Here is a 24,064-nt window from a genome sequence, read left to right on the forward strand (position 1 = left end):
AACCGCCGGGGTTCCTGTCATGAAGTCCGATATTCACCCGAACTACCACACCATCAAGGTCAAGATGACCGACGGCACCGAGTTCGTTACCCGCTCCACCTGGGGCAAGGATGGCGACACGATGCAGCTCGATATCGACCCGAAGTCGCATCCGGCCTGGACCGGCGGCTCCCAGCAGCTTCTCGACCGCGGCGGCCGCCTGTCGCGCTTCCAGAAGAAGTTTGCGGGCTTCATCAAGGAAGACGGCAAGTAATCGCCAGTCGGCTATCGCCGGTCCGACCGGCAACGAAGGATCGCCAATAAAAATCACCGGACCGCGGATGACGCGGCCCGGTGATTTTTATTGCGCCATAGCACATGGATCGCCTCAGCGGCCCTCGAAGGCCGCCTTGAGCAGGCCGAGCTGATGCTCGACCGGGTTATTGGTGTTCTGCGGCGCGTCCGCCGGTGCGTGGATCGTCGCATCCAGCCGCCGCACCTGGTCGGCCAGGACGAGCGAGCGGCGGATCAGATCCGCCAGCGTGTCCGGCAGCAAGGCCAATGTTTCTTCGTCGGCCGAAAATGTCGGCGACAACTTTACCTTCGTTTTTTCCTGATTGACCTGCGAGAGCGACATCTCGCCCTCTTTCACCGCACGATGCAGCAACAGCCACGAAGCGAGCTGCATCAGCCGCGTGGTCAGGCGCATGCTTTCGGTCGCATAGGTCAGCGCCCCGCTGCGCGGCAAGGCCTTGGATTCCCTGCGGCCTGGCCCATCGAGATAAGCGGCCGTTTCCTCGACCAGCGCCATGCCGTCGCGGAACAATTGCGAAAAGGCCTGGGAGCCCGCAAGCTTCTCGCGAAATGAAATCGCGCCGCTGTTCTGAGCGGTAAATTCCGACATCACGTTTTACGCCTCACCCGTTAGTAGCCAGAGCATAGTCGCCGCAGGGCGAGCGGGTAAAGCAAATGAGCAGCTAATTTGAATACATAGTTGCCAGACCTCCCGTGCAGAGCACGCGATGTGTTCCGATCTGGGACAAAAAAGAGCCGCCGTTTCCGGCGGCTCGAAGTGGATAACAGGGAGGCGTCAAACAGAGTGGACAGGAGCCACTCGATGTCCACAGAAGATGGACAATCAGAGTCATAGTTGGGAAAGCTTAAGTTTGAGTTAAATGAAAAATGCTTCGTAAAACATTGCAACGCAACGTTGGTGTCCTGTCTCCAACGCTTCGTATCCCTTGCTGCGACGTCCGGGAAGCGTTGGAGACAAAAGGACACCAACAACGTTTTGATTCTGGTGCGGTTTTGTTTCTGACGTTCCGATAAAGAGATTGCCGCGAGGGTTGATCGGAACGTCAGAAACACCGCACGGAGCAATGTGCGGCCACTAGCCTTTTGTTTTTGACGCGCTTTCTTAACGCGAACCGGCCCACTTCGCTCGAAGACGCGCTATTCACTTCTTGAAAAACTGATCCGCACTGGCGCGCGACGATTGTTTTTTCGCGATATCAGCTTCCAGGCGCGCGATTTCCTCGCGCAGCAGCGCAATGCGCTCATTCAGCTCGGTGACTGAAATCAGCGACAAATCCTGACCGATCTCATGCTGGATTTTTCTTTTCGGTCGATCGTCATCGTCGAAAACAGCCATCGTCGTCGTCTCGCTGAATGTCGTAGTTGCCGCGCAAAACTAGCGTCGGTCCTGATGGTTGTCACATGATGATACGGCGACTATGAAACCCGGGACATCAATTTTTTCTCAGGAATTAACCATGACCTCAATTCCCTCGCGCATGACCGTCATCGGTATCAAGGAGCCGGGCGGACCGGAGATGCTGATCCCGGAACAGCGTCCGGTTCCGACACCCGGCGCGGGGGAAATCCTCGTGAAAGTTGCCGCGGCCGGCGTGAACCGTCCCGACGTGCGCCAGCGTCAGGGCAGCTATCCGCCGCCGATGGGCGCGGGTGACATTCCCGGCCTTGAGATCGCCGGTGAAGTCGTCGCGCTCGGCGATGGCGTCACCCGCTGGAAAGTAGGCGACAAGGTTTGCGCACTCGTCGTTGCCGGCGGCTATGCGGAATACTGCCTCGCCTATGAAAACCACGCGCTGAAAGTGCCGCCATCGCTGACGATGGTGGAAGCCGCAGCGATGCCGGAAACATTCTTTACCGTGTGGCAGCATCTGATGATGCGCGCGCAGATGCAGAGCGGGGACTGGGTGCTGGTGCATGGCGGCACATCCGGCATCGGCACCACTGCGATCATGCTGGCGAAAGCGTTCGGCGGAAAAGTCATCACCACCGCAGGTTCGGATGACAAATGCGAAGCGGCGAAGAAGCTCGGCGCCGATGTTGCGGTGAACTACAAGACGCAGGACTTTGTTGAAGAGACGAAGAAAGCGACCGGCGGCAAGGGCGCCAATGTCATCCTCGATATCGTCGGCGGCGATTATATCGACCGCAACTACGATGCCGCGGCCGATGGCGGCCGCATCGCGCAGGTGTCGTTCGCCGCAAATCCGAAGGCGACGGCGAATTTCGCCCGCCTCATGGCGAAGCGGCTCACGCATAGCGGCTCGACCTTGCGTCCGCGCACCGTGGCCGAGAAAGCCGAGATCGCCAAGGGCATCGCCGAAAAAGTCTGGCCGCTGGTGGAGGCCGGCAAGATCAAGCCGGTGATCGATTCCACCTTCCCGCTGGCGAAGGCATCGGACGCGCATGCCCGCATGGAAAGCAGCGCGCATATCGGCAAGATCGTGCTGACGGTCTGAACCGCATTTCGAGCGCAGCGACATGTGCAATCGCATGATGCTGCGCTCGCAACCTTTCGGCCATCAGCCCCCGAAGCCGTCCAGCTCGACACCGTAGAAAAATCCTCAACTGCCTTGCCCACACGCATTGACAAAAAAAATTGTCAATGCGAAGTTTGGACCATGTTGGATGTCGACGTTCTCGATCGGCCGGAGACCGCTGCGCTCGCGCTCGATCCGGTCAAAGCCAAAATCCTCGCCGCACTGGTGACGCCGGGCTCCGCCGCCTCGGTCGCGGGCCAGGTCGGCCTCACCCGGCAAAAGGCGAATTATCATCTGCGGGCGCTGGAAGAGGCTGGTCTCGTGACACCCGCAGAGGAGCGGCACTGGGGCGGCCTCACCGAGCGGCTCATGGTGGCGACCGCAAGCTCCTATGTCGTGTCGCCTGCCGCTCTCGGCGCGATCGGCGCCGACCCCGCGCGCACGCGCGATCATGTCTCGGCGAGCTATCTCATTGCGCTCGCTGCGCGCGCGATGCAGGAGGTTGGCGATCTCTGGCGCCGGGCACGCCGGCAAGACAAGCGCCTCGCCACACTGTCGATCGATACTGTGATCCGCTTTCGATCGGCCACGGAGCGCGCCGCATTCACCGAGGATCTCGCGCGGGCCGTTGCCGGTCTTGCTGCGCATTACCACGACGAAGCTGCGCCGAACGGACGCGCGCACCGGCTGCTCGTCGCCGCCTATCCAGCACCGGACACCGTGAAAGCATGAAAGGAGCCATCCGATGCCCGTGAAGAAGGACGCAAGCGGCAAGCGCTGGGTTGAAATGGAAGTGCTCGTACCCGGCTCGCCAGACGAGGTCTGGCGCGCTTTGGCGACGGGCCCCGGCTATGCCGCCTGGTTCACCAAAGCCAGCATCGAAGAGCGCGTCGGCGGCAACCTCGAATTCCATTTCGGTCCGGACGCCAAATCGACCGGGCAAGTCACGTTCTGGGAGCCGCCGTATGTCTTCGGCTATGTCGAGCGCGACTGGGCCGAAGGCGCGCCGCCGGTCGCGACCGAAGTCACCATCACCGCCCGTTCAGGCGGCCAATGCGTGGTCAGAATGGTGCATTCGCTGTTCGCATCGACCGACGATTGGGACGATCAGCTTGAAGGCTTCGAAGGCGGCTGGCCGGGCTTCTTCGAGGTGCTGCGGATCTATCTCGCACATTTTGCGGGAATGGAAGCGGCGCAGGCTGGCGCGATGGTCATGAGCGTACAAGAAGAACCACTGGCGATCTGGACACGTTTGACCGAAAGGCTTGGGCTTGCCGGAACCAATGTGGGCGAGCGACGCACGACGGCGTCGGCTCCCGAAGCGTTGACAGGCACCGTCGAAAGCATCGTTCAAAATACGAAATCGCGTTACATCATGATGCGTCTGGAGGCGCCCGTGCCTGGCGTCGCATTGTGGGGAACACACGCCGTGAAAGACGGCGTTCACGTCAGCGCCAGCTTCTTTTTCTACGGCGCCGATGCCGCAAAGCAGGCTGCGGCCAGCGAGCCGCTGTGGCGGAACTGGTTCGCGGAGCAATTCCCGACGCGCGCGTAACAGGCCGCGGCTTTTTTAAGGCGCGCTCCCTGTGCGATCACGAGGCATGGAGCTGGGAACGCACAGCTTGCCGATCCCTCTCCCCTTACCCGGCCGAACCGCCTATAAGTTTAAGCAGCTTTGCCGGCCCCGCGCCCCGAAATCGGCGTAAACGTCGGACTTTCCTAGAGGTTAAGGACGGGGAATTTTGCCGGACTATCGCGCATATCTCACTGCATCGCGACCCACGGCGGGCCGGCGGCAACTGCCGCGTGTGCTCGCCGCGCTCCTGTTCATTTGCGCGAGTCTGTTGCTGGCGCTGACGCCGGCGCGCGCCGTCGATGCTGTGAATGTGCGCCCCGACGCCGCCGCCATCGACCTGACCGAGGCCGCCGAGCGCCCCCGCGTCGAAGGCGACCGCGTTCAGGTCTCGACCGCGCCAGGCCCGGACGGCATCATCCGCAGGATCGAAGTGCGCGGCCGCGAGGCCGGCAATAACTGGGCCGTATTCGCGCTGGCCAATACCGGCGACGAGCAGATCGATCGGCTGATCGTCGTGCCGCATTATCGCATGGTCGGATCTGGCCTGTTTTGGCCGGATCTCGGTCTGTCGCGCGTTGTGACTGTGACGCCGAGCGCCGGCGAACGGCCAGAACGGCAGGATTCAGCCACCGCCGACGTGTTCCGCGTGACACTCGATCCCGGATCGGTCGTAACGTATGTGCTGGAATTGCGATCCGACAACCTCCCGCAGCTCTACCTGTGGGAACCGGACGCCTACAAGGACAAGATCAACTCCTTCACGCTCTATTACGGCATCGTCATCGGCATTGCCGGTCTGCTTGCCCTCTTCCTGACCATTCTATTCGTGGTGAAAGGCTCGGTGATGTTCCCGGCCGCAGCCGCGCTCGGCTGGGCGGTGCTCGTCTATATCGGCATCGATTTCGGATTCTGGGGCAAGGTCTTCGATATGTCGGCCGGCGCCGAGCGCATCTGGCGCGCGGTCGGCGAATGCGTGCTGGCCGCGACCTTGCTCGTCTTCCTGTTTGCCTATCTCAATCTCAGCCGCTGGCATGTGCGTTACGCGCACATCACCGTCGCCTGGCTCGGCGGCCTTGCCGCGCTGATTGCGGTCGCGCTGTACGATCCCGCTGTGGCATCGGGCATCGCGCGCTTCTCGTTTGCGGGCGTTGCCTTTCTCGGCTTTGCCGTTGTCGTGCTGCTGTCGATGCAGGGCTTCGACCGCGCGGTGCTGCTGATCCCGACCTGGTTCCTACTCTGCGTGTGGACCGTCGCGGCCGCTCTCACCGTCGGCGGCTTTGTCACCAATGACATCGTCGGTCCCGCTTTGCTTGGTGGCCTTGTCCTGATCGTGATGCTGATCGGCTTCACCGTCATGCAGCATGCCTTTGCCGGCTCGATCACCCACGGCATCGTCTCCGACGTCGAGCGCAGAGCCCTGGCATTGACCGGTGCCGGCGACATGATCTGGGACTGGGATGTCTCGTCGGACAAGGTGTATACCAGCCCCGAAACCGAGCAGATGCTGGGCCTGAAGCGCGGCGCGCTGGAAGGCTCAGCCGCGGGCTGGCTTGAAGTGCTGCATCCGCTCGACCGCGATCGTTTCCGCGCTGCGCTGGATGGCGTGATCGAACAGCGCCGCGGCCGTCTGGTGCAGGATTTCCGTCTGCGCACGCCGGACGGGCATTATCTCTGGTTCGCCTTGAAGGCGCGGCCGGTGGTCGGCTCGGATGGCGAAGTGGTGCGGCTCGTCGGTACACTCACCGATGTCACCGAGTTCAAAACCGCGGAAGAGCGGCTGCTGCATGACGCGGTGCACGACAATCTCACCGGCCTGCCGAACCGGCAATTGTTCCTCGACCGTTTCGAAGCCGTGCTTGCCTTTGCCAAAAGCGATCCGGCCATGCGGCCGACCGTCATCGTCATCGATCTCGACCGCTTTAAACAGGTCAACGATTCCGTCGGCATGGCAGTCGGCGACTCGATCCTTTTGACGCTGGCCCGCCGCCTCATCCGCTTGCTCAAGCCGCAGGATACGTTGGCCCGTCTCTCCGGCGACCAGTTCGCGTTGATCCTTCTGTCGGAGCGCGACCCCGGCCGCATCATCGCCTTTGCGGAAAATATCCGCCGCGCGATCCGCTCGCCGATCACGTTCAACGATCGCGAAATCTTCCTCACGGCATCGATCGGCCTGTGCCTCGCCGATGGACAATCCGCCAAGAGCGAGGAAATTCTCAAAGACGCCGAGCTTGCGATGTATCATTCCAAGCGCATCGGCGGCGACCGCATCGAAGTGTTCAAGGCGGCGATGCGTGCGCGCAAATCCGACCGGCTGACGGTGGAGTCCGAATTGCGCCGTTCGATCGAGCGCGAAGAAATCAAGATCCTGTATCAGCCGATCATCCGCCTCGAAGATCGCACCATCGCCGGATTCGAAGCCCTGGCGCGTTGGGATCATCCAAAGCTTGGACGCCTGTCGCCGGCGGAATTCATCACCATCGCCGAGGAGATCGGCCTGATCGTCGATCTCGGCAATTTCATGCTCGATCGCACGGCGCGGCAATTGAGCCTGTGGCAGCGCACGACGCGGAGCCATGAAACATTGTTCGCCAGCGTCAATGTCTCCTCGCGGCAATTGCTGCGGCAGGATCTGATCCAGGATCTGCGAACGGTGCTGGCACGTTCGTCGGTGACGCGCGGCACGCTGAAACTGGAACTCACCGAGTCGATGGTGATGGAAAATCCGGAACACGCCGCGCAATTGCTGACACGGCTGCGCGAACTCGGCGCCGGTCTTGCGCTTGACGATTTCGGCACCGGACATTCGTCGCTGTCCTATCTGCAGCGCTTCCCGTTCGACACGATCAAGATCGATCAGTCCTTCGTGCGTATGAGCTCGAAGGGCACGCGCCCCGTGATCCTGCGTTCGATCATCGCACTGGCGCACGATCTCGGCATGGAAGCGGTGGCGGAAGGCGTGGAAACGGATTCCGATGCGGTCGAGCTGTATCAAATGGGCTGCGAATACGCCCAGGGATTCGCCTTCGGCCAGCCAATGACCGCGGAGGCGGCGACCAAGCTGCTCGCCTCCCACGGCCGTATGGAAGTCGCGCGTTAATCCTTTGAAGCGCGTTAACTCTTGGAGATGTGAACGTCCGGCGTCTTCGCGCAGCAGGTAAGCCTAACCGGTTAGGTTAAAAAAGCGTTTCGATTGCACGGACAATTGCAACGATTACGGTCACACCGTCGCGAGAATTGCGTTCACCGAAACCGATTTCCACTTTGCGACAAGGGCCGTCGGTAGCGCCCCTGCTGGCGGCCCGTTTCTTCGTCGCATCTGCAGATGAAAAGACGTTATGCGTGGCCGGCGTCGCTCGACAGCATGCCCGGCGCGATGCCGAGTTTGCGCATCGCCCGTTCGTATTTACGCTCGGGCGCGCCAAAGATCAGTTCCGGATCGGCGCTGCAATGCAGCCAGCCGTTATTCTGGATTTCGGTTTCAAGCTGTCCCGGCGCCCAGCCGGCATAACCCAGCGCAAGGATCGCACTGGACGGTCCACTGCCCGTGGCAATCGCTTTCAGGATATCGATCGTCGCGGTGAGACAGATGCCGTCGTCGATCGGCAGCGTCGAATTTTCGATGAAGAAATCCGACGAATGAAGAACGAAGCCGCGTCCGGTCTCCACCGGTCCGCCTTTCATCACCTTCACATCGTCATGGCGCGGAGACACCAGAATGCCTTCCTCCTCGGTGACCACATTGAGCTGCACCAGGAGATCGGGAAAATTGATGTTGCTTGCAGGCTGGTTGACGACAATCCCCATCGCCCCTTCCGGCGAATGCGCGCAGATATAGATCAGCGTCTTGGCGAAGCGGTCGTCGTTCATCGACGGCGAGGCGATCAGCATCTGGCCGTCCAGATAGCCGCGCGCTGCCGTGGATTTCTTGCCCATGCCGGACTTCGGTATCTTCATGCAACAAGCCTAACCGCTTCTGGCCGGATTGTGAAAGGGGACTTTCGCAACACTTCACGGTGATTTCAGTGGCCCAATCGGGAAGAAAACCTTAAATCAGCGCCATGTTCCCCCCTGTGTTGAGACAATCCTTATTTGCCACATTCGCGCTGGCCGCGATGGCGCAGACGGTCGCAGCCGGCGCCTCCGGCTGGGATGGCGATGATAAATCCGGCATCCGGCTGATTGCCGGCAGCAACACCACTGAAGCCGCAGGTTCCGTTCTGCGCGCCGGCGTCGAAATTCGCCTCGCGACCGGATGGAAAACCTATTGGCGTTATCCGGGAGATTCCGGCGTACCGCCGCATTTCGATTTCGAAAAATCCGACAATGTGAAGTCGGTAAACTTGTCCTGGCCGGCACCGCAACGCATCACCGATTCCGAGGGGGTCACCATCGGTTACAAGGACGCCGTGGTGTTTCCGCTCAAGATCGAGCCGAAAGATGCCACCAAGCCGGTCGTGCTGCGGGTGAAGCTCGATTATGCAGTCTGCGAAAAATTGTGCATTCCCGCGCAGGGGCAAGCCGAACTGACCCTCAAGTCCGGCCATGCGGAGACAAACGGTGTCATTGCGGCCGCTGAAAAGAAAGTCCCGCACGCAAACCCGCTCGGTGCGAACACACCATTCTCGATCAAGGCCTTCCGCCGCGATGACAGCGCAAAGCCGGCGCGTGTGCTGGTCGATGTGGCCTCGCCCGGCGGTGCGCCAGTGACGCTCTTTGCCGAAGGGCCGGCGAGCGACTGGGCATTGCCCATCCCTGAAGAGACCGAGGGCGCACCGGCCGGATTGCAGCGATTTTCCTTTGCGCTTGATGGCATGCCGCCCGGTAAAAGCGCGGATGGCGCAAACATCAAGCTGACGGCGGTATCCGGGCAGGACGCGATCGAGACCACGATCCGTCTCGACTAACGCGCACGCGCCCCCTATTTTGCGGCACCCTCCCATGCGAGCCGGATCGCGGCGGCGCAACCAGGAAAATAGAGAGGACTGCACCTATGACCATCAAGGTCGGCGAGAAATTGCCCACTGCCACGTTCCGCGTCATGACGGCGGAAGGCCCGAAGCCGAAGACCACCGATGAAGTTTTCAGCGGCAAGAAAGTTGTGCTGTTCGCCGTGCCCGGCGCCTTCACGCCGACCTGCAGCAAAAATCATCTGCCTGGTTTCGTCACCAATGCCACGGCAATCAAGAGCAAGGGCATCGACACCATCGCCGTGACCGGCGTGAACGACGTGTTCGTCATGGATGCGTGGAAAAAAGCTGCCGGCTCCGACGACATCGAATTCCTGGCCGACGGCAGCGCCGATTTCGCCAAGGCGGTCGGACTTGAACTCGACGCTTCGGCAATGGGCCTTGGCGTCCGCTCCAAGCGCTATTGCATGGTGGTCGACGATGGCGTGGTGAAATCGCTGGCGATCGAAGACGCTCCCGGCAAGGCCGACGCCTCCGGCGCCGAGGCGCTGCTGAAGTCGCTGTAATCGAAGCCTCGATGTTTCCGCTCATTCCCGCCAACGGGCCGCGCTTGCGCGCGCCCGAGGACAGGCTCCGGCGGGAATCCAGCTTCTTTATGCTGGGTCCCCGCCTTCGCGGGGACGAGCGGGAATATAGAGCGAGCAAAAGCAGCTATTTCGCCGCCCGCAAATCCGCAATCGCCGACCGCGCCAGCACGTCGGCGCGTTCATTGAGATCGTGGCCGGCATGACCCTTCACCCAATGCCATTTGACATCGTGATGTGAGATCGCGGCATCGAGCCGCTGCCACAGATCGGCATTCTTCACAGGCTTCTTGTCGGCCGTGCGCCAGCCGTTCTTTTTCCAGCCGTGGATCCATCCCATGATGCCGTTGCGCAGATACTGGCTGTCGGTATGGAGATCGACGCGGCACGGCTTCTTCAAAGCCTCCAGCGCCGAGATCGCCGCCATCAGTTCCATGCGGTTGTTGGTGGTATGCGCCTCGCCGCCCTTGAGCTCCTTGATGTGAGCGCCCGATTGCAGGATCGCGCCCCAGCCGCCGGGACCCGGATTGCCCGAACAGGCGCCGTCGGTGTGAATGATGACGTGCGGCAGGCTCACGCGAGTTCACGCGCCTCGACGCCGTAATCGTGCACGCTTTGCGCTTTCTGATGGAAGCGCAGCTTCCTGAAATATTCCTGCGGGCTTTTCGGTTTCACCAATGCACCCGGCGGCACATTCAGCCAGTCGACGACGCGCGTCAGCAGAAAACGGAGCGCCGCGCCGCGCGCCAGCAGCGGCAGGGCGTCGAGTTCGGCATCGTTCAGCGGCCGTACCCGGGCATAGCCTTGCAGCAATGCGCGGCCCTTGGTGAAATTGTAGGAAAAGTCGTTTTCGAAGCACCACGCATTCAGGCAGATCGCAATGTCATAGGCGAGCATATCGTTGCAGGCGAAATAGAAGTCGATCAGCCCCGAAAGCTTCTCTCCGAGAAAAAATACGTTATCCGGAAACAGGTCGGCATGGATCACGCCCTCCGGCAATCCGCGCGGCCACGATGCCTCGAGGGCATCCAGTTCATTGGCAATGATCTCGTGCATGCTATGCTGGACGTCATCCACGCGCGAAGCGCAGGACTCAAACAGCGGCCGCCATCCCGATACCGACAAGGCGTTGGCGCGCCGCAGTTTGAAATCGCTGCCGGCCAGATGCAGTTTCGCCAGCGCTTCGCCGACCGCCGCGCAATGCTTGGCATCGACCTTGCGCATCCACATGCCTTCAAGGAACGTCACCAAAGCCGCAGGACGGCCGCATAGCGTGCCGAGCGCATCGCCGTCGCGCGCCTTCACCGGCTGCGGGCAATTGATGCCACGGCTCGCAAGGTGCTCCATCAAACCGAGAAAAAACGGCAGATCGACCGCCGCCACGCGCTTTTCATACAGCGTGAGGATGAAATAGCCGGCTTCCGCGTGCAGCAGGTAATTCGAATTCTCGACACCTTCGGCAATGCCCTTGTAGGAGAGCAATCTGCCAATATCGTAGCGTGCGATGAATGCGGCCAGATCTTCGGCGGCGACGTCGGTATAGACCGCCACGGATCACTCCGCGGCTTGCGGGGGCCGCAAGGCGCGCGGCAGCGGGAAAAACACGTCTTCCTCGGCGGCCGCAACGGTCTCGACCATCAGGTGATAACGCTCGGCGAAGGCATCGAGCACTTCCTCAACCAGCACTTCCGGCGCCGAAGCGCCCGCCGTCACGCCGAGCGAGGTGATTGAGCCGAACTTGGCCCAGTCGATATCGTCCGCCCGCTGCACCAATGCTGCGAATTTCGAGCCTGAGCGCTCGGCCACTTCCTTCAGCCGCTGCGAATTGGAGGAATTGGGCGCGCCGACCACGATCATCGCCTCGACCAGCGGCGCGACCTTCTTTACCGCTTCCTGGCGGTTGGTGGTGGCGTAGCAGATGTCTTCCTTGTGCGGGATCGTGATCGCGGGGAAACGCTCCCTCAGCACGTCAGCAATTTCGGCGGTATCGTCGATCGACAGGGTCGTCTGCGTCACATAGGCGAGATTGTCGGCATCCTTCGGCTCATAGCGGCGCGCATCCTCGATCGTCTGGATCAGGGTGATGCTGCCTTCGGGCAATTGCCCGAGCGTGCCGACGACTTCCGGATGGCCGGCATGACCGATCAGGAGGATTTCCTTGCCGCGCCGGAAATGAATTTCCGCCTCGCGGTGCACCTTGGTGACCAGCGGGCAGGTCGCATCGAAAGTCAGGAAATTGCGCGATTTGGCATCGTCCGGCACTGCTTTCGGCACGCCATGGGCGGAAAATACCACGGGCGCGTCGGTGTCGGGGATCTCGCCCAGTTCCTCGACGAAAATGGCGCCCTTGGCCTTCAGACTTTCGACGACATAGCGGTTGTGGACGATCTCGTGCCGGACATAAACCGGCGCCCCATAGAGCGCCAGCGCACGCTCGACCGAATCAATCGCCCGCACCACCCCGGCGCAGAATCCGCGCGGAGAGCAGAGAATGACCTTGAGCGATGGCTTTTGACCATCCGTCGCGGCGGGAGGTGCCATCATTGGCGCATGTTCGTTGGCCTCGGTGTCACCGACATGGGGGGCGGACCGGCATGAAGTCAAGGCTGACCAATCGACTTAATTGAATAGAAAAGCTATCGTGATGGTCTGTGGCTTTCATGGCCACAGAGGGGCCAACACATGACAATCACACGCGTGAAGGTTACGGGCCTGGCGCTGGCCATGGCGGCCATGGCTGCGGGTCTCGGCGGCTGTGCGGGCGGTGCCGGTCAGTACGTTCAGGACAGCCCTGCGGCCCAGCCCTATCCCGGCCTGCCGCGTCAGGCGCTGGCCGACGAGGTCTATCTCGACGGGACCGGCGTCTCGGCCCGCCGCATGGCCGGAGCGCCCGATACCAGCGTCGAAACGCTGCAGGTCACGCCGCCTCCCGCCGACGGTCCACAACACGCCGTTGTGCGCAGCCGGCCCACGGCCATCCCCCGGGCGGACGATATGTCGGCCAGCACCGGATCGACGGCCACCACCGGTGCGCGGAACTCGGCCACGTACGCCAACAAGCCCTTTACCCCGGAATGGCTGGCCAAGGAGAAGGCGGAAGACGAACGGCTCCGCAACCGGATGACCATCTGCCGGGGCTGCTGACCTCTTCCCGCCGTGAAAGCGGGGCCGCCGGGGTGGACCGGCTGGCTGAAAGCACCTTGTCCGGGAAGTAAAAACACGTTGGCCGGGAAATAAGTGTCAGTTGCCCGATAGGACCTCAGCGCCTATATTCCGGTGTAATTCCAGTCATCCCCGATGACGACCCCTGCTTCGCTCCCGATGGGCGGGCGAAGCGCGAAGGAGAATTTTGTCATGCAGGAAGCGCCGCTGATGCCGAAAGCCACCGCTGTGTGGCTGGTCGAAAACACCGCGCTCTCGTTCGATCAGATTGCCGAATTCTGCAAGCTGCACCCGCTTGAGGTGCGCGCGATTGCGGACGGCGATTCCGCACAGGGTATCAAGGGTCTCGATCCGATTCAGACCGGCCAGCTCACCCGCGAGGCCATCGAGAACGCCGAGAAGAATACCAATCTCCGGCTCAAGCTCGCCGAGCGCAAGGTGCGCGTGCCGGAGCAGAAGACCAAGCGCGGCCCGCGCTATACGCCGGTGTCCCGCCGCCAGGACCGGCCGAACGCGATCCTGTGGCTGCTGCGCAATCATCCGGAATTGAAGGACAGCCAGATCATGCGGCTGGTCGGCACCACCAAGTCGACCATCCAGGGCATCCGTGATCGCACCCACTGGAACGCCGCCAATCTGTCGCCGCTCGATCCGGTGACGCTCGGTTTGTGCTCGCAGATCGATCTCGACATGCAGGTCGCCAAGGCCGCGAAAGAGAAGCCGGCGCCGTCCGATCAGGATCGCATCACGCTGCTTCCGGCCTCCGTCACCACCGCACCGTCGGATATGCCGGTCGAGGAGGACAGCCGCGCCGCAGCGGCGAGCGCCAAGGCGCAGGAAGACGAAGACGTCAGCGCCGTGTTCGCCAAGCTGAAGAAGATCGGCGGCACCAAGCCGGAAGACGACGAGTAGTTTTTCTGTCAGGCTGGATTTCGTCATGCCCGGCTTATGCCGGGCACCCTCCATCGGCATACGATTTGCCTTCACGCTATTGTCTGCGTGACGCGAATTTTCATGACGATGGATGATGAGCCATGCGCTTCAAACCAAGCCGCCGCGATCTTCTGGTTCTTTCGGGCGGCATTGTCTGCTCAGCGATTTCCCAAAGAACGAAGGCGCAGACAAAACCGAAAGTCGCCGCGTTATTCGCCGGCAGGATCGACGATAGCGGCTTCATGGAAGCGGGGTATCGTGGCCTCATGGCCGCGCGCGACAAACTCGGCGTCGAGGTCGTCTGGCAGGACCAGATCAAGCCCGAACGGGATCTGTTGGCGGCCGCGCTCCGCGACCTCGCCAAAACCGGCGCAGCCATGGTGATCGCGCATGGTGGACAAAACAACGAAGCCGCAAAACTGGTCGCGGCCGAATTTCCTCAAACCCGGTTTGTGGTCACGCAGGGCAACGTCACCACAACAAATCTCGCAAGTTATGAGGTTCTGCAAGAAGAGTCGGCCTTTCTGGCTGGCGCCCTTGCCGCTTGGATGACAAAGACCGGTGTTGTTGGTCATATGTCCGGCATCCGTGTCGTTCCGGGGCTGAAAGGCCGGGCCGCTTATGCCAACGGCGTCGCATACGCCAATCCGGCGGTGCGCCTGCTGACCAACTTCTCCGGCCACCAGGACGACAACGCGCTGTCGAAGCGTGTCGCATCGGCGATGATCGCGGCCAAGGCCGATATCATCTTCACGATGCTCAATGCCGGGCGCGCTGGTGCCATCGACGCGTGCCGCGAGGGCGGAGCAAAGCAAATCGGTAACGTGCGCGACTGGGCTGCGGCGATTCCGGATGTTTTCGTCGCGTCGGCTGTCGCCGATTCAGGGATCGCCTTGTTGCGTGCCGTTGAAGATCTGGTCAGCGGCGCGGCCAAGACAAATGCGATCGAGAAAATCGGCCTGAACCGCCCCGACGCAGTCCGGCTGACGATGGCGGCCGCTGTCGATGACGACCTGCGCAGGAAGATCGAAGCGCTCGCGACAGACATCCAGAGCGGCAAGGTTGACGTCTCGACAACCTGGAGCGGCGAGGAATTTCCCAATCCGGCGTGATTTCCTCGCGCCAGCTTTCACTCCACCGCGAGCTTGCCCTTGACGATCGTTTCCTTCCAGATCGCCGCTTCTGCTTTTGCGCTCTTTGCGAATTGTGCCGGTGTTTCGCCGCCCGGCAGAAAGCCGAGATCGTCGAACCTCTTGATCGCCGCCGCATCCCGCAACGCCGCCATCACCGCGGCATAGATCGCGTCGATCGCCGGCTGCGGCGTGCCTTTCGGCGCTGCAAGCCCCCACCAGTTGTCGGCGAAAAATCCCGGCACGCCGCTTTCATTGGCGGTCGGCACATCCGGGGCATTCGGCAATCGCTTGTGCGAAGCAACCGCCAGCGCTTTCACCTTGCCGGACTCGACGAAGCCGCGACCGACACCCCAGCCGGCCAGATAAAGCTGCACTTCGCCGGTGATCGCCGCCTGCATCGCCGGCGGTGCACCGCGATAGGGCACATGCACAAGCTCAATGCCAGTCATCTGCTTCAATCGTTCGACCGCAAGATGCGGCGTGGTGCCGACGCTCGGCGACGAATAGCTGAGCTTGCCGGGATGGGCCTTCGCATAAGCGACGAATTCGCCAAGCGTTTTCACCGGCACGTCATTGTTCATGAACATCACCGACGGCACGATCGCCGCCTTGGTGATCGGCACGAAAGATGCCAGCGGATCGAACTTTACTTTCGGGAACATGAACTGGTTGATGACGAAGTTGTTGGTCACCCCCATCAGCAGCGTATGACCGTCTGGCGCAGCATTCGCGACGGCTGTCGCACCGATGGTACCGCCCCCGCCGCCCCGCGCATCGATCACCAGCGGCTGGCCGAGTTTCTTCTCCATCACGTCCGACAGAATGCGGATGGTGACATCGCCTGCACCACCGGCGGCATAAGGAACGATCACCGTGACCGGCCGTTCCGGAAACGCCGCATAAGCATTGCGCGGCAAAAACGGTGCGGCCGCCGCCACCGCGATGAAACTGCGTCGCGTGAGTTTGGTCATCCTTATTCTCCGGGTTAAAGGTCGATGCGCATGAGGTCATGCGCAATCTGCAGCGGCCCCCGGTAGACGCTGCGGATTTCCTGCACGAAGGCGTCGATCTGATGCGGCCCCATCAGTTCGACCGGCATGTGTTTCTTCGCGGCGCGCTTCAGCACCGTCGACAGTGAATCGACATGCCCGATATGCGTCGCGACAAGCTGCTTCACGCCCGCTTCGACGGCCAGCTTGCCGAGATCGGCCGGGCTCGTATGCGAGAAGGTGCCGACTTTCGAATGCCGGCGATGCTCGATGAAGGCCTCGGTGAAAGTGCATTCGTGAATGAGCAGATCGGCGTCGCGCGACAGCGCGAGGATATTCTTGCAAGGCGCTGTATCACCGGAGAACGTCACCACCTTGCCTTCCGCCTCGATGCGGAAACCAAAACACGGTGAAACCTCCTGCGGGATGTGATCCATATAGGCCGCGGTGACGCGCAGATCCTTGTCTTCGAAGATCACACCGGGTGCGTATTCGCGCACATGCGGCCGTATCGCTTCCATGTTTGCCTGCCGCGCCGGGTAAGCGCCGCGTGCGCGGATATCGGCATCGAAGGCGCCGCCCTCGAACAAATGACTGACAAGATTCTTCGTGCCCTCCGGCCCGAAGACGTTGAGCGCGCCGATGCGATTGAGAATCCAGCCCGAAATCACGAAGAACGGCAATTCGCAGACGTGGTCGTGATGCAGATGAGTGAGAAACAGATCGCCGACATCGGCCGGATTGACGTCGATGCGCATAAGCTGGCGCGTCGCGCCATGCCCGCAATCCAGCATCACGTGCCGCCCGTTATCGAGCGTGATCAGAATCGCGGTGTGGCAGCGATCCGGGTCCGGAAGCGCCGCGCCGGTGCCGAGCAAAACGATCCGCATGAACAATCTCTCCTCTGCGGAGGCGATTGTGCGCCACCCTTTTGATAAGGGAAGATCGATTTATGCTATTGTGTGATAACCTATTGGAATATTACCGCCGGGCCTGCCATGACCTCATCGCTCCGCACGCGCCATCTGGAAGTGCTGCTGGCCGTCGCCGCCGCAGGCTCGATGCAGCGGGCGGCACAGCGCATCCGCCTCACCCAACCGGCCATCTCCAAACTGATCGGCGAGATCGAGGCGATCTTCGGCACAGCTTTATTCGAACGCTCGAAGCGCGGCGTCTCGCTGACCGAAAGCGGGCAGGCGCTGGTCGAACGGGCGCAGTTCCTGCTCAACGATCTGCAGCACACACAGGAAGAGATCGCAGCGATCGACAGCGGCACCATCGGCCGTTTGCGGATCGGCGCATTGCCCGTCGTCGAAAGTTCGATCCTGCCGCAAAGCCTGGCGGCGCTGCGCAAGCAGGCCCCCGCTCTGCGCATCCAGATCGAGGAAGGCACGCGCGCATCCCTGCTCGCCTCACTCCGCCGCGGCGAACTCGATTGCGTGATCGGCCGGCTCGAGGTCGGCTCCGCGGAGGCTGAGCTACATTGCGAAAAACTGTTGCGCTTGCCTGTGCTCATCGTCGCCGCCACGCGGCATCCGCTCACCCAGCAGAAAAAGGTGACGCTGTCCGACCTCGCCGCCTATCCCTGGGTGCTGCCGCGCATCGGCGCACCGATCCGCACCGTGATCGACAGCTTGTTTGTCAGTGCGGGCCTCGCAGCGCCGGCGCCGTTGATCGAATCCACATCGATCCGTCTCAATTATGAACTCGTTCGCACATCGGACATGATCGGCGTGATGAGCGAGGCCGCCGCCATGACCTATGCCGCGCAGCGCCGGCTCGCGATCCTGCCGATCGATCTCGGCGACCGCCTGCCGTACGTTGGCGTGATGATGCGATCGGCGCGCATGTCGAAGGCCATGGCGCTGTTCCTGCGCATTCTGCGGGAACAATGCCGCGCCGGGGCATGATCCGGAAAAGTGGGAACCGGTTTTCTAGATCATGCTCAAACAAAAGGCGTCCCGATGACGCTGCGTCATGCGAAATGGTCGCACCTGTCAAGTCTTACAGGTGGGCAAGCGCGACAAAGTCTGACTTTTGTGCCGCGTCGGCTCACCTTAAGTGCCCCACACTTCGGAAACCGACATCCGAGCCCCGGTGCATTTCGGTGTGCCGGGGTTTTTCGTTTGACGTTTCATTGTGGCTTCCCGGCACTAGTCGGTCCGCTCTGCGCCGATATTGTGCCGCCCTCATCGGCGGGGGCGTCGAGGGAACATCATCAATGAAATTGCAGATTTTCTTCGCTGCGTCGGCCTTGGCGCTCGTTGTGACTGAGGCCGCCGCTCAGGATAGCAATTCGGTAAAAACACGGCACGCAGCGGCACCGGCCGCAAGCGCCAATGATGCGACCGCGGCCCCGCTCGCGCAGCCGGCGCCGGAAGCCAGGACCGAGCCGGCCCGCGCAGCTAAACCCAAGCCGAGAAAGCGCACGGCGCGTCGTCCGGCACCTCAGCCGCAACCGCAACCGGCGGAGCCTGAAAACTGGATCGGCCGCATCTTCGGTGCGCCGATGCAGAACCCGTCCACTGATCCGCGCATGCCCGCCGGCCGCGGCGCACCGCGCTATGCGGTCGCGCGTCCGCCGTCGAACAAGCTGTTTCTCGGCATGTTCTATTCGATCATTCCGAAGGAGACCGTGGCCTTTCACGAGGATTACAAGCCCGGCACCATCGTCGTGCGTCATCGCGAACGGCGGCTCTATTACGTGCTCGGCAACGGTCAGGCGATCCGCTACGCCATCGCGGTCGGCCGCGAAGGCGCAGCCTGGTCCGGCACCAGCGTCGTATCGAACAAGCGCGAATGGCCGGACTGGAGGCCGACCCCGTCAATCCTCGCGCGCCAGCCGGACCTGCCGCGTCATGTGGAAGGCGGCCCGAACAATCCGCTGGGCGCCCGTGCGCTCTATCTCGGCCAGACGCTGTATCGCATCCACGGCACCAACGAACCCTGGATGATCGGCGAGGAAGCGTCATCCGGCTGCATCCGCATGACCAACGAGGATGTGATCGATCTCTACAATCGCACGCGCCTCGGCGCGACGGTTGTCGTGCAGCAGTAGCCGACGCGACATGATATTACTGCGGGGGCAAGGCCGGGCGAAAGCCCGGCCTTTTTATTGCGCTGTCTTTCCTCACAACGGAGAGAGATAAACAAGCGACATCATCTGCCCATCCCTTTCCCCTTCAACGCGGTCCCGATCTCATCCAATATTGCCGGATCGTCGATCGTTGCCGGCATCGTCCAGTCTTCGCCATCGGCAATCTTTTTCATCGTGCCACGCAGAATCTTGCCGGAACGCGTTTTCGGCAATCTGGACACCGTGATCGCGAGCTTGAAGGCCGCGACCGGGCCGATGCGATCGCGCACCAGCGCGACGATCTCCGTCTCGATCTCCGCATGGGCGCGCGGCACGCCCGCTTTCAGCACCACGAAGCCGCATGGCACTTCGCCCTTCAACGCGTCGGCAACACCGATCACCGCGCATTCGGCGACATCGGGATGCGCCGCCAGCACCTCTTCCATGCCGCCGGTGGAGAGACGATGGCCGGCGACATTGATGATGTCGTCAGTGCGTCCCATCACATGCACATAGCCGTCGTCATCCTTGAAGCCGGCATCAGCGGTTTTGTAATAACCGGGAAATTCGGCGAGATACGATTCCTTGAAGCGCTCGTCCTGTTGCCACAGAGTTGGAAAAGCGCCCGGCGGCAATGGCAGCTTCACCACGATCGAGCCAATGGCGTTGGACGCAACCTCGTTGCAGCTTTCGTCCACGACGCGCACGTCCCAGCCCGGCATCGGCACCGTCGCCGAACCATGCTTCACCGGCAGCATGCCAAGCCCGACCGGATTGCCGGCAATGCACCAGCCGGTTTCGGTCTGCCACCAGTGATCTACCACCGGCTTGTGCAATTTCTCTTCCGCCCATGCGATGGTCGGCGGATCGGCGCGCTCACCGGCCAGAAACAGCGTGCGGAAATGCGACAGGTCATATTGCGCCAGTAGCTTGCCGTCCGGGTCTTCCTTTTTGATCGCGCGAAACGCCGTCGGCGCGGTGAAGAGCGCCACCGCCTTGTGCTGCGAGATCACGCGCCAATAAGCGCCGGCATCCGGCGTGCCGACCGGTTTGCCCTCGTACATGATCGACGTCGCGCCATGAAACAGCGGCGCATAGACGATATAGGAATGCCCGACCACCCAGCCGATATCGGAGCCGCACCACCAGACTTCGCCGGGATCGACGCCGTAGAGATTCTTCATCGACCATTTCAACGCAACGAGATGGCCGCCATTGTCGCGCACGACACCCTTCGGGATGCCGGTCGTGCCGGACGTATAGAGAATGTAGAGCGGATCGGTTGCCAGCACGGGCACGCATTCAGCGTGTTTGTTCGCCGCGATGGCGGCATCGCGTACATCCCTCCAGTCGTGATCGCGGCCGGCGATCAGCAAAGCCTGCTCCTGCGGACGTTGCAGGATCATGCAGGCCGATGGCTTGAACGCCGCCATCGCGATCGCTTCATCGAGCAACGGCTTGTATTTGACGATACGCCCCGGCTCGATGCCGCAACTGGCCGTCAGCACCAGTTTCGGCTTGGCATCATCGATGCGCTTGGCCAGTTCGTTCGCCGCAAAGCCGCCGAACACCACCGAATGCACCGCGCCGATGCGCGCACAGGCCAACATCGCGAACACCGCTTCCGGCACCAGCGGCATGTAAATGATGACGCGGTCGCCCTTGCCGACACCAAAATCCTGCAGGATCGCGGCCAGCGTCGACACCTCGAACAGCATCTCCTCATAGCTGAAGGATGCGACCGTATGGGTGACCGGTGAATCGTAGATCAGCGCCGCCTGCTTGCCGCGTCCGCGCCGCACATGGCGATCCAGCGCGTTGTAGCAGGTGTTGACCACACCGCCGGCGAACCAGCGGCCATAGACTCCCATCGCCGGATCGAAGACCTTCTTTGCCGGCTCGATCCAATCGATCTCCCGCGCGGCCTCCGCCCAGAAGCCTTCCGGGTCGCGCAGCCACTGCGCATAGACCTCGTGATACCGGCTCACGGTTTTCGCATCCATCGGCGTTTCCCTCCCTCCCGCCTCATCCCGAGAAGGCTGCGAGGCAGCCGTCTCGAAGGATAGGCGGGCCTCACCCTTCGAGACGCCCGCTAACGCGCGGCTCCTCAGGGTGAGGATTATGATTTTGTGCGATTGTGAGTTGGCCACCGGTAATTGCAAGCACCCGCTGGATGACCCAATCGTCGTATCTGAGCGCAGGCGCGCCATGCCAAATGAGCAATGGCGGCAGGGCGCCGGCTGCGGTTTTATCCGCGCAAACGAGATCCCCCCTTGCACCTCCCAACCGACCCGCTGTTCTGGATCGTCGCTGCGATCGCCGTGACGCTGCTTGGCCTTGCCAAGGGCGGCTTTACCGGCGTCGGGATGGTGGCAACGCCGATGCTGGCCTTGATCGTGCCGCCGCTTCAGGCCGTGACCCTGATGCTGCCGATCCTGCTGCTGCAGGATGTCATCTCGGTCTGGGTGTATCGGAAGCATTGGGACCCCTGGAACCTGAAGGTCCTGATCCCGGGGGGCCTGATCGGCGTCGGCCTGGCCGGCCTGCTGGCGGCCTATGTCCCCGGTTATGTCGTGAAGCTGAATGTCGGCATTATCGGCGCCGCTTTCGTGCTGTGGCGCTGGTTCGGACCCAAGGGCGGCGACATCGGCATCCGGCCCAGCGCGGCGAGCGGCCTGTTCTGGGGAGCAATGTCGGGCTTCACCTCGACGCTGGCCAATGCCGGAGCACCGCCCTGGCAAGTGCATATGATGCCACAGCATCTGCCGAAGCTAATCTTCGCGGGCACGGCAACGATGTATTTCGCCGCCACCAATTTTGTGAAGGTTGTGCCCTATGCTGCGCTCGGCCAGTTCAACACCGACAATCTCCTGATCTCCGCCGTGTTGTTTCCGCTGGCCATCGCCACGAATTTTATCGGCGTCTGGCTGGTGCGCGTCACGCCGCAGGAAACCTTCTACAAGATCGTCTATGTCATCACCTTCGTCATATCGCTGGAGCTGATCCGCAGCGGCACCACGACCTTTCTGCACGGATAACGATGTCCATCATTACCGATCCCGTTTTCTATCTGATCGCTGTCCCTGCAGTGATCCTGCTCGGCATGTCCAAGGGCGGCTTTGCCGGCATCGGCGTCGTGACCACGCCGCTGATCGCGCTCTATCTGCCGCCGCTCGAAGCCGCAGCCCTGATCCTGCCGACGCTGATCACGCAGGACGTGATTTCGGTCTGGTGGTATCGCAAGGATTGGGATCCGTGGAATTTGAAAGTGCTGCTGCCGGGCGCCGTAGTCGGCATGGGCCTTGCCTGGATTTTCGCCGGCTATGTCACCGACTCAGCCCTGCGCATCGTCATCGGCACCATCGGCATATCCTTCGTGCTGCATCATGTGCTGAAAACAAAGCCGGCTGAGCCACAGCGCAAGAGCGCCTTGAGCGGCTTCTTCTGGGGTGGCGTATCGGGTTTCACTTCATTCCTGTCGCAGGCCGGTGGCCCGCCCTATCAGGCGCATGTGCTGCCGCAGCGTCTGCCGAAGCTGACCCTTGTCGGTACCACCACGATCTTCTTTGCCATCGTCAACGCACTGAAGATCGGCCCCTATTTCGCGCTCGGACAATTCACGCCGCGCAACATTGCGACATCGCTGTTGCTGCTGCCGATCGCCGTGGCAGGAAACGCCTTCGGTATCTGGCTTGTGCGCGTGACACCGCAGGAAGCCTTTTACAAGATCGCCTATACCATCGTGTTCTGCGTCTCGATCATGCTGCTGTGGCAGGGCATCAGCGGCCTGATACGCGGCTGATTTCGGTCACGCTGCTGACACAGCCATCCTCTTAAGTCGGTGCTCAGTTTTTCCGTCAGATCTCCAAATGCGTCGTCTTGTCGCTGCGTCCTTGTTAGCTGCTTTCCCCCTCGCCGCCCTTGCCTTCGATCTGCAGGGCCATCGCGGTGCGCGGGGGCTTGCGCCCGAAAACACCATTCCCGCGTTCGAACGGGCGCTGCAGATCGGTGTTTCGACGCTCGAACTCGACCTTGCCGTGACGAAAGATAACGTGCTCGTCGTCAGTCACGATGCGGCGCTCGATCCCGACATCACCCGCGGTCCGGACGGCAAGTTCCTCGAAGGCAAGACACCCGCCATCCGCTCACTGACCTTCGCGGAATTGGAACGTTACGATGTCGGACGCATTCGTCCCGACAGCGCCTATGCGGCACGCTTTCGTGATCAGCGCGGCGCCGACAATGTCCGCATTCCGGCGTTGACCGAGGTGTTCGATCTCGTCAAACGCACTGGCGCCGATCATATCCGTTTCAACATCGAGACCAAGATCGAACCGGAATCCGGCGGCACCGTGCCGGACCCGGAAAGCTTCGCGGCCCTGTTCGCAAAAGCGGTCCGCGATGCCGGCCTGACGTCGCGTGTGACGGTACAAAGCTTCGACTGGCGCACGCTCGTGGCGATGAAGCAGATCGCACCGGACATTGAACGCTCCTGCTTGACGATTGAAGACTCGATGGAAAACAATATCCAGCGCGGCAAGCCCGGCCCCTCACCCTGGACCGCCGGCTTCGACATCGACGATGTCGGTGGCTCCGTGCCACGTCTGGTGAAGACCGCCGGCTGCTCAACCTGGTCGCCCTACTTTCACGACATCACCGCGGCGCTGGTCAAAGAAGCGCAAGCGCTCGGCCTGAAGGTGATCCCTTGGACCGTGAACGAAATGGACGATCTCACGCTCGTCATCGAAACCGGCGTCGACGGCCTGATCACCGATTACCCCGACCGCGGCCGCGCCGCCTTGCCGAAAACGATCACGCCACCGAAGCGGATCATGGTGGAATAAAATACTGCCGCTGCGCTCACGCCGCCGGGCCGCACCGTCTATGATCCATCTCATTGATCGGAACATGATGCCTGAATAGGCTTGGTTTC

24 protein-coding genes are annotated in these 24,064 nt (G+C 61.7%); 15 read left to right on the forward strand and 9 right to left on the reverse strand.

Going from position 1 to position 24,064, the window contains the following annotated elements:
- Positions 1-19 precede the first annotated feature (19 nt).
- Complete coding sequence (gene rpmE / locus CAK95_RS04215) at positions 20-253, forward strand: 50S ribosomal protein L31 (protein ID WP_086086800.1); 234 nt, start codon at positions 20-22, stop codon at positions 251-253.
- A 114-nt stretch (positions 254-367) separates the two neighbouring features.
- Here rpmE and rcdA read toward each other — a convergent pair whose 3' ends face one another.
- Positions 368-883 carry a protease adaptor protein RcdA gene (rcdA, locus tag CAK95_RS04220; RefSeq protein WP_086086801.1) on the reverse strand — a complete coding sequence of 172 codons (516 nt, stop codon included), beginning with the start codon at positions 881-883 and terminating at the stop codon, positions 368-370.
- Positions 884-1,435: 552 nt separating this feature from the next.
- Positions 1,436-1,630: a DUF1192 domain-containing protein gene (locus CAK95_RS04225; RefSeq protein ID WP_086086802.1), complete on the reverse strand. Its 195-nt coding sequence runs from the start codon at positions 1,628-1,630 to the stop codon at positions 1,436-1,438.
- Positions 1,631-1,751: 121 nt separating this feature from the next.
- Between CAK95_RS04225 and CAK95_RS04230 the strand changes: the two genes are divergently transcribed.
- The 4 genes from CAK95_RS04230 to CAK95_RS04245 all read left to right on the forward strand — a co-directional run bounded on the left by CAK95_RS04230 (position 1,752) and on the right by CAK95_RS04245 (position 7,444).
- Complete coding sequence (locus CAK95_RS04230; RefSeq protein WP_086086803.1) at positions 1,752-2,750, forward strand: NAD(P)H-quinone oxidoreductase; 999 nt, start codon at positions 1,752-1,754, stop codon at positions 2,748-2,750.
- 162 nt (positions 2,751-2,912) lie between these two features.
- Positions 2,913-3,503 carry an ArsR/SmtB family transcription factor gene (locus CAK95_RS04235; protein ID WP_086086804.1) on the forward strand — a complete coding sequence of 197 codons (591 nt, stop codon included), beginning with the start codon at positions 2,913-2,915 and terminating at the stop codon, positions 3,501-3,503.
- Between the two features lie 13 nt (positions 3,504-3,516).
- Complete coding sequence (locus CAK95_RS04240) at positions 3,517-4,326, forward strand: SRPBCC family protein (RefSeq protein WP_086086805.1); 810 nt, start codon at positions 3,517-3,519, stop codon at positions 4,324-4,326.
- 253 nt (positions 4,327-4,579) lie between these two features.
- Positions 4,580-7,444, forward strand: coding sequence for an EAL domain-containing protein (locus tag CAK95_RS04245; RefSeq protein ID WP_245303775.1), 2,865 nt, complete (start codon positions 4,580-4,582; stop codon positions 7,442-7,444).
- Positions 7,445-7,680: 236 nt separating this feature from the next.
- On the opposite strand, the gene CAK95_RS04250 is transcribed toward CAK95_RS04245, so the two are convergent.
- Complete coding sequence (locus CAK95_RS04250) at positions 7,681-8,301, reverse strand: YqgE/AlgH family protein (protein WP_086086806.1); 621 nt, start codon at positions 8,299-8,301, stop codon at positions 7,681-7,683.
- A gap of 104 nt (positions 8,302-8,405) precedes the next feature.
- Between CAK95_RS04250 and CAK95_RS04255 the strand changes: the two genes are divergently transcribed.
- Both CAK95_RS04255 and CAK95_RS04260 read left to right on the forward strand, forming a co-directional pair.
- The gene (locus tag CAK95_RS04255) at positions 8,406-9,251 is read left to right on the forward strand and encodes a protein-disulfide reductase DsbD domain-containing protein (RefSeq protein ID WP_245303620.1); all 846 of its coding nucleotides are present in this window, start codon (positions 8,406-8,408) and stop codon (positions 9,249-9,251) included.
- Positions 9,252-9,337: 86 nt separating this feature from the next.
- Positions 9,338-9,820, forward strand: a complete 483-nt coding sequence (locus tag CAK95_RS04260; protein WP_086086807.1) for a peroxiredoxin — start codon at positions 9,338-9,340, stop codon at positions 9,818-9,820.
- Positions 9,821-9,965: 145 nt separating this feature from the next.
- Here CAK95_RS04260 and rnhA read toward each other — a convergent pair whose 3' ends face one another.
- The 3 genes from rnhA to ispH are packed head-to-tail and all read right to left on the reverse strand — an operon-like array spanning position 9,966 to position 12,379.
- On the reverse strand, positions 9,966-10,415 hold the full coding sequence (gene rnhA, locus CAK95_RS04265) for a ribonuclease HI (protein WP_086086808.1): 450 nt from the start codon (positions 10,413-10,415) through the stop codon (positions 9,966-9,968).
- Entirely contained in the window at positions 10,412-11,389 is a 978-nt protein-coding gene (locus CAK95_RS04270; RefSeq protein ID WP_086086809.1) for a homoserine kinase, read from the reverse strand. The genes rnhA and CAK95_RS04270 overlap by 4 nt, the downstream gene beginning before the upstream one ends.
- 3 nt (positions 11,390-11,392) lie before the next feature.
- Positions 11,393-12,379: a 4-hydroxy-3-methylbut-2-enyl diphosphate reductase gene (gene ispH, locus CAK95_RS04275; protein WP_086091179.1), complete on the reverse strand. Its 987-nt coding sequence runs from the start codon at positions 12,377-12,379 to the stop codon at positions 11,393-11,395.
- Between the two features lie 141 nt (positions 12,380-12,520).
- On the opposite strand from ispH, the gene CAK95_RS04280 reads away from it, so the two are divergent.
- The 3 genes from CAK95_RS04280 to CAK95_RS04290 all read left to right on the forward strand — a co-directional run bounded on the left by CAK95_RS04280 (position 12,521) and on the right by CAK95_RS04290 (position 15,045).
- Positions 12,521-12,982, forward strand: coding sequence for a hypothetical protein (locus tag CAK95_RS04280; RefSeq protein WP_086086810.1), 462 nt, complete (start codon positions 12,521-12,523; stop codon positions 12,980-12,982).
- Between the two features lie 210 nt (positions 12,983-13,192).
- Positions 13,193-13,912: a DUF1013 domain-containing protein gene (locus CAK95_RS04285; RefSeq protein WP_086086811.1), complete on the forward strand. Its 720-nt coding sequence runs from the start codon at positions 13,193-13,195 to the stop codon at positions 13,910-13,912.
- A gap of 122 nt (positions 13,913-14,034) precedes the next feature.
- Positions 14,035-15,045: a BMP family protein gene (locus CAK95_RS04290; protein WP_086086812.1), complete on the forward strand. Its 1,011-nt coding sequence runs from the start codon at positions 14,035-14,037 to the stop codon at positions 15,043-15,045.
- Positions 15,046-15,062: 17 nt separating this feature from the next.
- Here CAK95_RS04290 and CAK95_RS04295 read toward each other — a convergent pair whose 3' ends face one another.
- Complete coding sequence (locus CAK95_RS04295) at positions 15,063-16,037, reverse strand: Bug family tripartite tricarboxylate transporter substrate binding protein (RefSeq protein ID WP_086086813.1); 975 nt, start codon at positions 16,035-16,037, stop codon at positions 15,063-15,065.
- A gap of 14 nt (positions 16,038-16,051) precedes the next feature.
- Positions 16,052-16,945, reverse strand: coding sequence for an MBL fold metallo-hydrolase (locus CAK95_RS04300; RefSeq protein WP_086086814.1), 894 nt, complete (start codon positions 16,943-16,945; stop codon positions 16,052-16,054).
- A 108-nt stretch (positions 16,946-17,053) separates the two neighbouring features.
- Here CAK95_RS04300 and CAK95_RS04305 point away from each other — a divergent pair, with 108 nt between their 5' ends.
- Together CAK95_RS04305 and CAK95_RS30550 are read left to right on the forward strand one after the other, a co-directional pair.
- Positions 17,054-17,965 carry a LysR substrate-binding domain-containing protein gene (locus tag CAK95_RS04305; protein ID WP_086086815.1) on the forward strand — a complete coding sequence of 304 codons (912 nt, stop codon included), beginning with the start codon at positions 17,054-17,056 and terminating at the stop codon, positions 17,963-17,965.
- A 626-nt stretch (positions 17,966-18,591) separates the two neighbouring features.
- Positions 18,592-19,113, forward strand: coding sequence for a L,D-transpeptidase (locus CAK95_RS30550; protein WP_245303776.1), 522 nt, complete (start codon positions 18,592-18,594; stop codon positions 19,111-19,113).
- A 101-nt stretch (positions 19,114-19,214) separates the two neighbouring features.
- Here the strand turns inward: CAK95_RS30550 and CAK95_RS04315 are convergent, their stop codons facing one another.
- A complete protein-coding gene (locus tag CAK95_RS04315) occupies positions 19,215-21,134 on the reverse strand; it encodes a propionyl-CoA synthetase (protein ID WP_086086816.1) in 1,920 nt (639 codons plus the stop codon).
- Positions 21,135-21,404: 270 nt separating this feature from the next.
- Here CAK95_RS04315 and CAK95_RS04320 point away from each other — a divergent pair, with 270 nt between their 5' ends.
- The 3 genes from CAK95_RS04320 to CAK95_RS04330 all read left to right on the forward strand — a co-directional run bounded on the left by CAK95_RS04320 (position 21,405) and on the right by CAK95_RS04330 (position 23,975).
- Positions 21,405-22,169, forward strand: coding sequence for a sulfite exporter TauE/SafE family protein (locus tag CAK95_RS04320; RefSeq protein WP_086091181.1), 765 nt, complete (start codon positions 21,405-21,407; stop codon positions 22,167-22,169).
- A gap of 2 nt (positions 22,170-22,171) precedes the next feature.
- Positions 22,172-22,933 (forward strand): sulfite exporter TauE/SafE family protein, encoded by a 762-nt coding sequence (locus CAK95_RS04325; RefSeq protein ID WP_086086817.1) that lies wholly within the window; start codon positions 22,172-22,174, stop codon positions 22,931-22,933.
- 67 nt (positions 22,934-23,000) lie between these two features.
- Positions 23,001-23,975: a glycerophosphodiester phosphodiesterase gene (locus CAK95_RS04330; protein WP_086086818.1), complete on the forward strand. Its 975-nt coding sequence runs from the start codon at positions 23,001-23,003 to the stop codon at positions 23,973-23,975.
- Positions 23,976-24,064: the final 89 nt, after the last annotated feature.

The sequence above is a fragment of the Pseudorhodoplanes sinuspersici genome, from assembly GCF_002119765.1.
Taxonomy (GTDB): Bacteria; Pseudomonadota; Alphaproteobacteria; order Rhizobiales; family Xanthobacteraceae; genus Pseudorhodoplanes; species Pseudorhodoplanes sinuspersici.

Bases quoted from the DNA above. Each gene is read 5' to 3' on its own strand.
- rpmE (WP_086086800.1), top strand. From the start codon at position 20: ATGAAGTCCGATATTCACCCGAACTACCACACCATCAAGGTCAAGATG.
- rcdA (WP_086086801.1), bottom strand. From the start codon at position 883: ATGTCGGAATTTACCGCTCAGAACAGCGGCGCGATTTCATTTCGCGAG.
- CAK95_RS04225 (WP_086086802.1), bottom strand. From the start codon at position 1,630: ATGGCTGTTTTCGACGATGACGATCGACCGAAAAGAAAAATCCAGCAT.
- CAK95_RS04230 (WP_086086803.1), top strand. From the start codon at position 1,752: ATGACCTCAATTCCCTCGCGCATGACCGTCATCGGTATCAAGGAGCCG.
- CAK95_RS04235 (WP_086086804.1), top strand. From the start codon at position 2,913: ATGTTGGATGTCGACGTTCTCGATCGGCCGGAGACCGCTGCGCTCGCG.
- CAK95_RS04240 (WP_086086805.1), top strand. From the start codon at position 3,517: ATGCCCGTGAAGAAGGACGCAAGCGGCAAGCGCTGGGTTGAAATGGAA.
- CAK95_RS04250 (WP_086086806.1), bottom strand. From the start codon at position 8,301: ATGAAGATACCGAAGTCCGGCATGGGCAAGAAATCCACGGCAGCGCGC.
- CAK95_RS04255 (WP_245303620.1), top strand. From the start codon at position 8,406: ATGTTCCCCCCTGTGTTGAGACAATCCTTATTTGCCACATTCGCGCTG.
- CAK95_RS04260 (WP_086086807.1), top strand. From the start codon at position 9,338: ATGACCATCAAGGTCGGCGAGAAATTGCCCACTGCCACGTTCCGCGTC.
- ispH (WP_086091179.1), bottom strand. From the start codon at position 12,379: ATGGCACCTCCCGCCGCGACGGATGGTCAAAAGCCATCGCTCAAGGTC.
- CAK95_RS04280 (WP_086086810.1), top strand. From the start codon at position 12,521: ATGACAATCACACGCGTGAAGGTTACGGGCCTGGCGCTGGCCATGGCG.
- CAK95_RS04285 (WP_086086811.1), top strand. From the start codon at position 13,193: ATGCAGGAAGCGCCGCTGATGCCGAAAGCCACCGCTGTGTGGCTGGTC.
- CAK95_RS04290 (WP_086086812.1), top strand. From the start codon at position 14,035: ATGCGCTTCAAACCAAGCCGCCGCGATCTTCTGGTTCTTTCGGGCGGC.
- CAK95_RS04295 (WP_086086813.1), bottom strand. From the start codon at position 16,037: ATGACCAAACTCACGCGACGCAGTTTCATCGCGGTGGCGGCGGCCGCA.
- CAK95_RS04300 (WP_086086814.1), bottom strand. From the start codon at position 16,945: ATGCGGATCGTTTTGCTCGGCACCGGCGCGGCGCTTCCGGACCCGGAT.
- CAK95_RS04305 (WP_086086815.1), top strand. From the start codon at position 17,054: ATGACCTCATCGCTCCGCACGCGCCATCTGGAAGTGCTGCTGGCCGTC.
- CAK95_RS30550 (WP_245303776.1), top strand. From the start codon at position 18,592: ATGCCCGCCGGCCGCGGCGCACCGCGCTATGCGGTCGCGCGTCCGCCG.
- CAK95_RS04315 (WP_086086816.1), bottom strand. From the start codon at position 21,134: ATGGATGCGAAAACCGTGAGCCGGTATCACGAGGTCTATGCGCAGTGG.
- CAK95_RS04325 (WP_086086817.1), top strand. From the start codon at position 22,172: ATGTCCATCATTACCGATCCCGTTTTCTATCTGATCGCTGTCCCTGCA.
- CAK95_RS04330 (WP_086086818.1), top strand. From the start codon at position 23,001: ATGCGTCGTCTTGTCGCTGCGTCCTTGTTAGCTGCTTTCCCCCTCGCC.